This is a genomic window from Cellulomonas sp. NPDC057328 (genome assembly GCF_042667215.1).
Taxonomy (GTDB): domain Bacteria; phylum Actinomycetota; class Actinomycetes; order Actinomycetales; family Cellulomonadaceae; genus Cellulomonas.
Window position 1 is genome coordinate 1 of the sequence record NZ_JBHUZW010000009.1, and the last position, 11,391, is coordinate 11,391.

The 11,391-nt window shown below is 76.5% G+C and carries 11 protein-coding genes; 6 read left to right on the forward strand and 5 right to left on the reverse strand.

All coding sequences use genetic code 11. The annotated features are described in order from the left end of the window. Positions 1–524 (forward strand): ATP-binding domain-containing protein (locus tag ACFUMH_RS03055; protein WP_378200205.1); only part of this gene is annotated, 524 nt, incomplete at its 5' end. A 120-nt stretch (positions 525–644) separates the two neighbouring features. Here ACFUMH_RS03055 and ACFUMH_RS03060 read toward each other — a convergent pair. The 3 genes from ACFUMH_RS03060 to ACFUMH_RS03070 form a co-directional block, all read right to left on the reverse strand. Next, positions 645–1,634, reverse strand: coding sequence for a LacI family DNA-binding transcriptional regulator (locus ACFUMH_RS03060; protein WP_378200208.1), 990 nt, complete (start codon positions 1,632–1,634; stop codon positions 645–647). 71 nt (positions 1,635–1,705) lie between these two features. Continuing rightward, positions 1,706–2,683, reverse strand: a complete 978-nt coding sequence (locus tag ACFUMH_RS03065; protein WP_378200211.1) for a LacI family DNA-binding transcriptional regulator — start codon at positions 2,681–2,683, stop codon at positions 1,706–1,708. A gap of 170 nt (positions 2,684–2,853) precedes the next feature. Beyond that, positions 2,854–3,663, reverse strand: a complete 810-nt coding sequence (locus ACFUMH_RS03070) for a ThuA domain-containing protein (protein WP_378200214.1) — start codon at positions 3,661–3,663, stop codon at positions 2,854–2,856. 200 nt (positions 3,664–3,863) lie between these two features. Between ACFUMH_RS03070 and ACFUMH_RS03075 the strand changes: the two genes are divergently transcribed. The 3 genes from ACFUMH_RS03075 (at position 3,864) to ACFUMH_RS03085 (ending at position 7,500) form a co-directional block, all read left to right on the forward strand. Then, on the forward strand, positions 3,864–5,465 hold the full coding sequence (locus ACFUMH_RS03075; protein WP_378200217.1) for a UxaA family hydrolase: 1,602 nt from the start codon (positions 3,864–3,866) through the stop codon (positions 5,463–5,465). A 7-nt stretch (positions 5,466–5,472) separates the two neighbouring features. Continuing rightward, entirely contained in the window at positions 5,473–6,492 is a 1,020-nt protein-coding gene (locus ACFUMH_RS03080; protein WP_378200220.1) for a LacI family DNA-binding transcriptional regulator, read from the forward strand. Positions 6,493–6,675: 183 nt separating this feature from the next. Next, positions 6,676–7,500: an SDR family NAD(P)-dependent oxidoreductase gene (locus ACFUMH_RS03085; protein WP_378200223.1), complete on the forward strand. Its 825-nt coding sequence runs from the start codon at positions 6,676–6,678 to the stop codon at positions 7,498–7,500. A gap of 38 nt (positions 7,501–7,538) precedes the next feature. Here ACFUMH_RS03085 and thyX read toward each other — a convergent pair whose 3' ends face one another. Then, positions 7,539–8,282: an FAD-dependent thymidylate synthase gene (gene thyX, locus ACFUMH_RS03090; protein ID WP_378200226.1), complete on the reverse strand. Its 744-nt coding sequence runs from the start codon at positions 8,280–8,282 to the stop codon at positions 7,539–7,541. Positions 8,283–8,499: 217 nt separating this feature from the next. On the opposite strand from thyX, the gene ACFUMH_RS03095 reads away from it, so the two are divergent. After that, entirely contained in the window at positions 8,500–8,907 is a 408-nt protein-coding gene (locus ACFUMH_RS03095) for a Fur family transcriptional regulator (protein WP_378200229.1), read from the forward strand. Positions 8,908–8,962: 55 nt separating this feature from the next. On the opposite strand, the gene ACFUMH_RS03100 is transcribed toward ACFUMH_RS03095, so the two are convergent. Then, positions 8,963–10,225: a YibE/F family protein gene (locus ACFUMH_RS03100; RefSeq protein WP_378200232.1), complete on the reverse strand. Its 1,263-nt coding sequence runs from the start codon at positions 10,223–10,225 to the stop codon at positions 8,963–8,965. A gap of 130 nt (positions 10,226–10,355) precedes the next feature. Between ACFUMH_RS03100 and ligD the strand changes: the two genes are divergently transcribed. Then, positions 10,356–11,330 (forward strand): non-homologous end-joining DNA ligase, encoded by a 975-nt coding sequence (gene ligD, locus ACFUMH_RS03105; protein ID WP_378200235.1) that lies wholly within the window; start codon positions 10,356–10,358, stop codon positions 11,328–11,330. The last annotated feature ends 61 nt before the right edge of the window (positions 11,331–11,391 follow it).

Sequence of the window (11,391 nt, forward strand, 5' to 3'; positions counted from 1 at the left end):
CGCTGGAGGCGCTGGGCCGCCACCGGCTGCTGCTCGCGCACCGGCGCGGGCCGGCGGGTGTCGCCCTGTGGGCGGCCGTGGCGCAGCAGTGGGTGGCCGCCGTCGCCGGGGACGACGGCGTCCCGGCCGGGCCCTGGCCCGTGGGCGTCCCGCTGCTCGTCACGAGCAACGACCGGTCGACGGGTCTCGCGAACGGCGACACCGGCGTGGTCGTGGACGACCGGGCCGGTGGGGTCGTCGTCGCGTTCGGCACGCCGGGCGCACCGCGCCTGGTCCGGCCGCACCGGCTGCCCGCCGTCGAGCCGGTGCACGCGATGACCGTGCACCGCGCGCAGGGCAGCCAGTTCACGCGCGTGTCCGTGCTGCTGCCGCCCGCCGCGTCACCGCTGCTCACGCGCGAGCTGCTCTACACGGCCGTGACCCGTGCGCGCGACGCGGTGCGCGTGGTGGGCACGGCCGACGCCGTGCGCGCCGCCGTCGAGCGGCCGGTGCGGCGCGCGAGCGGGCTCCGCTTCCCGCGCTGACGCGCCGGCGCACCGCCAGGCACCGGCGCGCGGGCAGGTACCGCCAGGCACGGGCGCAGCGGCGCCGCCCGGCGTGCCCGCGCCGCGAGGCCCACTCGCGCGCGTCAATTGCTCCGCACGTCAGGTGCTCGCGCGCACCACCATGTCGATCGGCGGCTCGTCGTCCGGCTCCGGCAGCCCCAGGTCGGGCCGCAGCCGGCGCAGCAGGTGGCGGGCGAGCCCCGACCCGACCTCCGCGGTGCGGATGCCCACGCTCGTGATGGGCGGCAGGGCGAGGCGGGCGAGCGGCACGTCGTCGACGCCCACGACCGCGAGGTCGTCGGGCACCCGGACGCCGGTGGCGTGCGCGCCGGCGAGGACGGCGAGCGCGACCTCGTCGTCGTAGGCGCACACGGCCGTCACCCGGTCGTCGCGGTCGCGCAGGCGCCGCACCGCCCGTGCCGCGGCGTCGGGGAACAGCGGCACGTCGACGACGACGGGCGCGGGCAGGCCGTGGGCGGCGCAGGCCGCCTGCACGCCGGCGAGGCGCGGCCGCATCAGGATCGTCGTGAGCGGGTCCGCCGACGCCGCGTACCCGAGGTGCGTGTGCCCGCGCGCGACGAGGTGCTCCACCTGGAGCGCGCCGACCTTGCGCTGCGGGATCCGCATCGCGTGACCGTCACCGCCGTCGACCGACAGACCGACCACGGGGATGCCCAGGTGCGCGGCGGCGGCCTCGTCCTCCGTCGCGAACGCGGCGACGTCGGCGACGCCGACCGGGCGCAGCTCGCGCAGGATCGCGTCCAGCGCGCGGCCGCGACGTCGCTGGTAGACGACGGAGTAGCCGTGGTCCTCGACGATCTCGCCGAAGGCGCCCAGCACCTCGAGCGCCACCTGACCGATCTGCCCGTCGGGGATGACGACGAGCACGACCTCGCTCGTGCCGCGCCGCAGGGCCCGCGCCGTCGCGGACGGCGTGTACCCGAGCTCGGCGGCGGCCTGCAGCACGCGCTCGCGGGTCGCCGCGCTGATCGTCTGGCCCGGGGCGTCGTTCATCACGTAGCTCACGGTGCTCTGCGAGACGCCCGCCTTCTGCGCGACGTCGCGGGACGTGACACGTCGTTCCGCCATGGCCGTCCTCCTCGCTCTGTGCCGGTCGCCGGGTCGCGGCACCGGTCGGGTCCCGTCGGGTGGCCGCGCGATCAGGTCGTCGCGCGCACCACCAGGTCCATCGCCGGCTCGTCGTCCGGCTCCGGGAGCTCGAGCTCCGGCTTGAGCCGCCGCAGCACGTGCTTGCCGAGGGTCGTGCCGATGTCGTCCGGCCCGATGTCGACCGTCGTCAGCGGCGGCGCCGCGAGACGACCGGCGGTGACGTTGTCGACGCCGACGACGGCGAGGTCGTCGGGCGACGTGAGGCCCGCCGCGCGCAACCCCGCCAGCACCGCGAGCGCCACCTCGTCGTTGTAGGCGCACACCGCGGTGACGGGGTCCTCGCGGTCGCGCATGCGCTGCACCGCGCGCTGGGCGGCGTCCACGAACAGCGGGACGTCCAGGACGACCGGCGCCGGCAGCCCGTGGTCCGCGCACGCCGCCTCGACACCCGTGAGGCGACCCCGCGCGAACTCCGCCACGGTCGGGTCCGTCGACGCCGCGAACGCGAGCCGGGTGTGGCCGCGCTGCACGAGGTGCTCCACCTGGAGGCGGCCGATGGCGGTCTGCGGCACGCGCATCGCACGGCCGGGCGCACCGTCGAGGGAGACGCTCACGACGGGGATGCCGCCCGCCTCCATCGCGGCCTCCTCCGCCGCCGGGAAGGCCGCGAGGTTCGCGATCGCGGCGGGCATGAGCTCGTGCCAGAGCGCCCGCAGGTCTCCGACGTCGCGCTGCCTGCGGTACACGACGGGGTGCCCGTGCGGCTCGAGGACCGCGGTCACGCCCTCGAGGATGGCGGCGATGGCGGAGCCGATGGGCGCGTCGGGCAGCACCATGAGCACGGTGTCGCTCGACCCGCGCCGCAGCGCCCGCGCGGCCGCGGACGGCGTGTACCCGAGCGCCGCCGCCGCCTCGCGCACGCGCTCACGTGTCGCCTTGCTGATCGACTGGTTCGGTGAGTCGTTCAGCACGTAGCTCACCGTGCTCTGCGACACCCCGGCGTGGCGCGCCACGTCCTTCGAGGTCACACGTCGTCCCGGCATCCCTCTCCCCTGGTCCGCACCCCACGCGGGGATACGGCCAGTCTGCACCCGTGTGCGCGGTTCTGTGCCGATTTCCGCGCAGGTTCCTGGGCGCACGACCATCTTCGGCGCCGACACGTATCAGCGCCGGACCGCCGTGACCCGTCGGCTACCGGTCAGCGACCGGCGAGCCAGGCCACCGAACGGCGCACGAGCTCCCGCCGCGACGCGCTCGCCCACGACCGCACGTCATGCCCGAGCGCGTCGTAGACCGCCCGGCCCCCCGGGGCGACCCACACGACCGGGTGGTCGCGGCCCTCGTGCCGCGTGGTCAGCAGCACGTGGCTGCCGTCGTCGACGACGAGGTCGCAGTACCGCTCGTCGAACGCCTCGACCGCGCCGAGCCCGGCGGTGACCGGGTGCCCCGCGTCGGCGACGTCGAACGTCGCCGGCCCGATCGGCGGGTGCCACGACGCGCCGTCGACCCACCGGCCGCCCACGGCCGCCGCCCAGCCGGGCGCGTCCGCGAACGTGTTGGCGGCGGAGTGCAGCGCCAGCAGCGGGACGCCGTCCGCGAGGAGCGCCGCGAGAGCGGCGTGGAAGGGCGCCCAGGCGGCGTCGTCGCCGTCGAAATCGGGGTCGACACGCCCGGAGCCGGCGGTCACGACGACGAGGTCCGGCCGGCCGAGCGTCTCGGCCACGAGGCCGTCCTCGGCGAGCAGCGCGGGCGACGTGCCGTGCACGTGGACGTCCCAGCCGTCGGCGGCGAGCAGCGGGTGCAGGACGCCGGCGGTGGCGGCGCCGTCGTGCCACGGGTCCTCGTAGCGGCCACGGCCCACGAGGACGAGCGCGCGCGGGCGCCGCTCCTCCCGCCGCCGGCGGGACGGCGCGGCGGCCGCGGCCGCGGCGGGGACGCCCGCCGCGGCGGGCTGGGCGCTGCCGTCGGGGACGTCGGACGAGACGGGGGTGGTGGCGTCGTTCGGCACCGGCCCAGTGTGCCGGGGCCGCCCGGGCAACGCAGGCTCGTCCGCAGGCACGGGTGCTCGGCGTCGGCTGCGAGGGGTGCTCGACATCGCCCCGGTGCGGTGCGACGATGGCACTGCAAACGTTTGCATTCTTCCAGCGCCCTTGCACCGGCGCCGTCGTCCTCCCCGAGGACGGCCCGCCCCCGACCCGACGGAGCGTCGTGAGCCCCACCCCGACCGGCACCCCGACCGGCACCGCACCCGCGACCCCGCCCGGCACCGCCGCCGCGCCCGCCCGCCCCCTCGCCGAGGTCGCGCTGCTCCTCGCCGCCGACGACGACGTCGCGGTCACCACGGCCGACGTCGCCGCCGGCACGCCCCTCGTCCTCGCGGGCGGCACCGTCACCGTGCCGGCCGACGTGCCCCGCGGGCACAAGCTGGCCGTCCGCGCCCTGCCGGCCGGTGCGCAGGTGCACAAGTACGGCCAGGTGATCGGGCGGACCACGGCGCCCGTCGCACCGGGCGACCACGTGCACGCGCACAATCTCGGCATGGACGCCGTCGCGCACGCGTACGAGTTCGGCACGGCGCGCGTGCAGGTGCCGCCCGCCGCGACCCCCCGCACGTTCGAGGGCTTCCGCCGCGCCGACGGCCTGGTCGGCACGCGCAGCTACGTCGGCATCGTGACGTCGGTCAACTGCAGCGCGTCGACGGCCCGGATGATCGCCGACCAGTTCCGCGGGCCCGTGATGGACGCGTGGCCGCACGTCGACGGCGTCGTCGCGCTCACCCACGACTCCGGCTGCGGTCTCGTGCCGACGTCCGAGGGCGGCCAGGTCCTGCGGCGCACGCTGCGCGGGTACGCGGCGCACCCCAACGTCACGGGCCTGCTGGTGCTCGGCCTGGGCTGCGAGATGCTCGCCGTCCAGGGCCTGCTCGCCGACCTGCCGGCGTCCCCGGACACGCTCGTCGAGCACCTGACGATCCAGGACGAGGGCGGGGTGCGTGCCACCGTGCGGGCGGGCGTCGCGGTCGTGCGCGGCATGCTCGACGAGCTGGACGGCCGGCGCCGCGAGACCGTCCCGGCGTCGTCGCTGGTCCTCGGGCTGAACTGCGGCGGCTCCGACGGCTACTCGGGCATCACCGCCAACCCGGCGCTCGGCCGCGCGTCCGACCTGCTCGTGGCGCAGGGCGGGACGAGCGTGCTCGCCGAGACGCCGGAGGTCTTCGGCGCCGAGCACCTGCTGACCCGGCGCGCCGTCAGCGAGGCCGTCGGCCGCCGCCTGCTGGACCGCATCGACTGGTGGCAGGACTACATGACGCGCGGCGGCGGCACGCTCGACAACAACCCGTCGCCCGGCAACAAGGCCGGCGGGCTGACGACCATCCTCGAGAAGTCCCTCGGCGCGGTGGCGAAGGGCGGCACGGCGGAGCTGTCCGCGGTGTACGAGTACGCCGAGCCGATCACCGACCGCGGCTTCACGTTCATGGACACCCCCGGCTACGACCCCGTCTCCGTGACCGGCCTCGTCGCCGGCGGGGCGACCGTCGTGTGCTTCACGACGGGCCGCGGGTCGGTGCTCGGCTCGAAGCCCGCGCCGTGCGTGAAGATCGCGACGAACACCGAGATGTTCGAGCGCATGCGCGAGGACATGGACCTCGACGCGGGTCGCATCGTCACCGGCACCGCCACGATCGGCGAGGTCGGCGACGAGATCCTCGACCTCGTGCTCGAGGTGGCGTCGGGCCGCGCGACGGTGAGCGAGGAGCTGGACCTCGGGCGCGACGAGTTCGTGCCGTGGCAGCTCGGCGCGGTGACCTGAGGCCGCCGTGCCCGCGACGCCCACGACCCTGCACGACGTCGCCCGCGAGGCCGGCGTGTCGCCCGCGACCGTGTCCCGCGCGCTGACCGGCGGCACCGTCAGCCCCACCACGCGCGCGGCCGTGCGCGCCGTCGCGGACCGGCTCGGGTACCGGCCCAACCGGGCCGCGCGCGGGCTCATCACGGGTCGCGCCGGCGCGCTGGGGCTCGTCGTCCCGGACCTCACCAACCCGTTCTTCGCCGACGTCGCCAAGGGCGTCGCCGCGCGGGCCCGGGCGGCGGACCTGCCCGTCTTCGTCACGGACACCGACGAGGAGGCCGGGCTCGAGGTCGAGGCCGTCGCGTCGCTGCGACGCAGCACGGACGGCCTGCTGCTGTGCTCGCCGCGCGCGTCCGACGCCGAGCTCCTCGAGGTCGCCGACCGCGCGACGACCGTCCTGCTGCACCGGCGCGTCGACGGCCTCCCGTCGGTGGCGGCGGACCTCGCCGACGGCACGCGGCAGGCCGTCGAGCACCTGCGCGCGCTCGGGCACCGGCGCGTCGCGTACGTGCCGGGCCGCCCGTCGTCGTGGGCGGGCGCGCAGCGCGACGTCGGCCTCGCCGCCGCGGCGGCCGACGGCGGCGTCGAGGTGGTGCGCTGCGCCGCCGTCGCCCCCACGTTCGCCGGCGGCGTGCAGGCGGCCGACCTCGTCCTCGCGGACGGCGCGACCGCGGTCCTCGCCTACAACGACCTCGTCGCCGTCGGGCTGCTCAGCCGGGCGGCGGCCCGCGGGGTGCGGGTGCCCGACGACCTCAGCGTGGTCGGGCACGACGACACCGTCGCGACGATGGGCCACCCCGCGCTGACGACCGTGGACGTGCCGCAGCGCCGCGCCGGCGGCACCGCCGTCGACCTGCTGCTGCGCCTCGTCGCCGCGGCCCGCGTGAACGCCGGCGCCCCGTCCGCGGCTGCCGCCCCCGGCACCGAGGTCACGCTGGCGACCCACCTGGTCGTCCGCGCCTCCACGGCGGAGCCCCGCCGCCGCTGACCGCCCACGCCGCGGCGCCCCGGCTCCACCTCGTCAGGTCGGTGCCGACCTCGTCGCGGCGGAGGGACGAGGTCGGCGCCGACGTGACGAGGTCGGCGCCCGGCGAGCTGGACCGGCGTCCCGGGATGCCCGGTGCGGCCCCCGCCCGTAGCGTCGGTCGGAGCCGACCCGGAGGTGTGCAGCATGGAGACCGACCTGACCGTCCGCCCGCTCGCGCTCGTCACCGGCGCGTCCAGCGGCATCGGCCTGGAGCTGGCGCGCGAGCTCGCGGAGCGCGGGTTCGACCTGCTCGTCACGGCCGAGAACCCCGAGCTCACGCTGGCCGCCGACGGCCTCGCGCAGATCGGCACCGCCGTGCGCGCCGTCCAGGCGGACCTGACGACCGTCGAGGGCGTCCAGACGCTCCTCGACGAGGTGACGGCGGTCGGCCGCCCGCTCGACGTGGCGGCGCTCAACGCCGGCCGCGGCGACGGCGGCGCGTTCGTGGAGATCCCGCTCGAGCACGACCTCGCGACCGTGCAGCTCAACATCGTCGCGAACCTGCGCCTCACCAAGGCGCTGCTGCCCGCGATGGTGCAGCGCGGCGCGGGCCGCCTGCTCATCACGTCGTCCGTGGCCGGCCTCATGCCGGGCCCGGGCTACGCGACGTACGCGGCGTCGAAGTCGTTCCTCACGTCGTTCGCGGAGGCGATCCGGCACGAGCTCAAGGACACGGGCGTCACCGTCACCGCGCTGATGCCCGGGCCGACGGACACGGACTTCTTCGAGCGCGCCGACATGGTCGAGACCGTCGTCGGGCAGGGCAGCAAGGACGACCCGGCCGACATCGCCCGCCAGGGCGTCGAGGGCCTGCTCGACGGCAAGGACAAGGTCGAGGTGCACACCGTCAAGGCGCGCATGCAGTCGGCGATGGCCGCGGTGCTGCCCGACGCCGCGAAGGCGAAGGTGCACAGCGCCTTCACGAAGCCGACGGGCGAGAAGGCGGAGCGCTCCGAGCTGACCGACTGAGGCCGTCCGGCCGGCCGTCGCGCGTCACACGTGGGACGTCAGGGTGCGACGCGCCCGTGCTCGACGAAGGCGGCGTGGGTGAGCGGCATGAGCTGCGCCCACGCCGCCTCCATCTGCTCGGCGACCATCTCGATCTCGCGCTGCGGGAACGACGGCACCTTCGCGTCCTCGCTCTTGGTGCGCAGCGACAGGAAGTGCATGAGCGAGCGCGCGTTGCACGTGGCGTACATCGACGAGAACAGGCCGACGGGCAGGACGGCCCGGGCGACCTCGCGCGCGACGCCGGCCGCGAGCATCTCCTGGTACGCGGTGTACGCGTGCGCGTAGGCGTCGCGCATGGCGGCGTCGACGACCGCGTGCTGCTCGGGCGTGCCGTCGAGGAACTCGTACCGGCCCGGCTTGCCCTGCTGCACGAGCCGGCGGTCCTCGCCCGGCACGTAGAACACGGGCTGCAGCTCGCGGTAGCGCCCGCTCTCCTCGTTGTAGGAGAACCCGACCCGGTGCCGGTGGAACTCGCGGAAGACGAAGATGGGCGCGCTGACGAAGAACGTCATCGAGTTGTGCTCGAACGGCGTGCCGTGCCGGTCGCGCATGAGGTAGTTGATGAGGCCCTTGGAGCGCGACGCGTCCGCGTCGATGTTCTCCAGGGTCGCCTCGCCCGCCGTCGAGACGCGCGCCGCGAACAGCACGTCGGCGTCGCGTGCGGCGTGCCGCACGAGCTCGACCGTGACGTCGCTGCGGTACGTCGGCTGCTGCTGCAGGACCTCGTCGCCCACCGTCATGCGTGCGTCCTCCCGGGGTGGCGCGGACCGGCCCGCGCGAGACGTGCGGCGCCACGGCACGACCGCCGGCACCGCGTGCGAGCGTACCGTCGGCGGCCGCGGCGCCCGCGCACCCGTCCGGCGTCGCCTGGCCCACCTCGCGGGAATTCTCATCTACGGTGGTGACGTTGAGAACGCGGCGGCGGGACGGGCCCGCGCCGGTGCGGAGGGCAGCGACATGATCGGGCAGCGCGTCACCCGGCAGCGGACGGCGATCGCCGGCCTGCTGGACGACCTCGGCGAGTTCCGGAGCGCGAAGCAGATCCACCTCGCCCTCCAGCAGCGCGGCGACGACATCGCGCTGGCGACGGTCTACCGGACGCTCAACGCGATGGCGGAGTCCGGCGACGTCGAGGTCCTGCTCAACCCCACGGGCGAGCACACGTACCTGCGCTGCGCCCCCACGGCGAGCCACCACCACCACCTGGTGTGCCGGCACTGCGGCCGCACGGTCGACGTGGACGCGCCGCAGCTCGAGGAGCTCGTGAGCGCGCTGGCCACCGAGCACGGGTTCACCGAGCTCGAGCACTCCGTGGACTTCGTCGGCGTGTGCGCCGCGTGCGCCCGGGCGGGCGCGGCTCGCTGACCGTCCCCCGGCGCACCGGCCGGCCCCGCGGCGCGTCGGTGCCCGACCGCGGGCGTCAGTGCCGGTGCCCGCGGTCGGCGGCGACGTCGGCGTGCGCCGTGCCGCTCGCGACGACCGCCGCGATCGCCGTCGTCAGCGGGATGGCCAGCACGAGCCCGATCGAGCCGGCCAGGGTGCGGACGATCTCCTCGGCGAACGCCCCGCTCGTGAGCGTGCGCGCGAGCGGCTGGCTGTAGACCTCGAGCAGCAGCAGGACGGGCAGCGAGGCCCCGGCGTACGCGAACGCGATCGTGTAGACGGTCGACGCGATGTGGTCCCGCCCGATGCGCATGCCCCGCGTGAACAGCTCCCGCACGCCGGCCGACGGGTCCGCGGCCCGCAGCTCCCACACGGCCGACGCCTGCGTGATCGTCACGTCGTTGAGCACGCCGAGGCCCGCGAGCACGACGCCGCACAGGAACACGCCGCGCAGCACCTGCACGCCGTCGTCGCCGAGCAGCCGCGCGAGCTGGAACGTGTCCTCGCTCGTCACCGGCTGCAGGTGGGCCAGCGCGGCGCCGGCGACGCCCAGGCCGGTGACGAGCGCGAGCCCGGCGAGCGTCCCGACGAGCGCGGTGGTGGTGCGCAGCGAGACGCCGTGCGCGAGGTACAGCACCGTGACGACGATGGCGGCGGACGCGCACAGCGCCACGACCAGCGCGTTCTCCCCCGCGACGACGGCGGGCAGCAGGTAGGCGCCGAGCACGCCGAACGCGACGGCGAGCCCGACCAGCGCGCGCAGCCCGCGCACGCCCGCGACGGCCACGGTGAGCAGCCCGAACACGACCGCGAACGCCGTCAGCGGCACCCCGCGCGCGAAGTCGCCCCACGCCCACACCTCCGGCTGGCCGTCGGCCGCGGGGTACCGCTCGAGCACGACGCGCGTGCCGGCCGGGACGTCGGCGGGCGCCAGCCCGGCGGTGGCGTACACCTCGACGGACCCGCCCGCGTCGTCGCCGGGCACGTCGGCCGTCACCCGCAGGCACCGCACCTCCGCCGGCACGCTGCCGTCCGGCTCGACGTCCTCGACGGTGCCCTCGCAGGTCTCCCACCGGGCGTCGGTGACGCGCGCGGTGACGAAGTCGACGGCTCCGGCCTGCGTCGGGTCCTGCGCCGCGCGGGGCCCGGTGGGCCAGGTCAGCGCGATGCCCGCGAGCGCGGCGACGGCCACCGCGACCACGACGAGGACGAGCCACGCACCGGCCCGGGGGCCCTGCCCGCCCGTCGGGCCGACGTGGGCGGCGGCTCGGGGGCGGGCGGGCGCGTCGTCGGGGTGCACGGACCGATCCTGGCAGGCGGTGCGGGGTGCACGCCGCACGGGTGAGGCGCGACGCGGCGGCACGCGTCGCGTCCCACGCCCGGGGGACGCTCGCGTCGCCGCGCCGCCCGGTCGGGGCGAGACTCGACGCGTGCCCGCGCTGCCCGACCTGGTCCGCCCGATGCTCGCCGTGCCCGGCGAGCTCCCCACCGGGGACGACGCGGGCTGGGCGTACGAGATGAAGTGGGACGGCGTGCGCGCCGTCGCGTACGTGCAGGGCGGCCGCGTGCGGCTGCTGTCGCGCAACGACCGCGACGTCTCGCGCTCGTACCCCGAGATCGCCGCCCTCGGGGACGCGGTCGGACCCGCGCCGGTCGTGCTCGACGGCGAGCTCGTCACGTTCGACGCGCGCGGCGCCCCCGACTTCGGCCGGCTCCAGCAGCGGATGCACGTGGCCGACCCCGCGGTGGCGCGCCGGCTCGCGCGCACGGTGCCGGTCGTCTACCTCGTGTTCGACGTGCTGCACGTCGGCGACCGGCCGACGCTCGCCCTGCCGTACGACGAGCGCCGCGAGCTCCTCGAGGGCCTGGGCCTCGGCGGGCCGTCGTGGCAGGTGCCGCCGTCGTTCGCCGGCCCGGGTGCCGACGTGCTCACCGCGAGCCGCGAGCTCGGGCTCGAGGGCGTGCTCGCCAAGCGCCGCGCCGCGACGTACCGGCCGGGCGCCCGCTCGCCGGACTGGCGCAAGGTCAAGCACGTGCACATGCAGGAGGTGGTGCTGGTCGGGTGGCGCCCCGGGCAGGGCCGGCGCGCGGGCACGGTCGGCTCGCTGGTGCTGGGCGTCCACGACGCCGACGGCGTGCTGCGGCCCGCGGGCGGCGTCGGCACGGGCTTCACGGGCCGCGCCCTCGACGACCTGGGGACGCTGCTGCGCCCGCTGGAGCGCGCGACGCAGCCCGTGGAGGGGCACCTGCCGCCGGCGGACGTGCGGGACGTGCACTGGGTCGAGCCCCGTCTCGTCGGCGAGGTCGTGCACGCGGGCTGGACGTCCGACGGCCGCCTGCGTCACCCGTCCTGGCGAGGGCTGCGGCGCGACAAGCACCCGGATGACGTGATCCGCGAGGACTGACCCCTATCCTGGGCACCCGCGACATGTCCTGGCCGAGCAACGGCCGATCCGCGGATCCCGG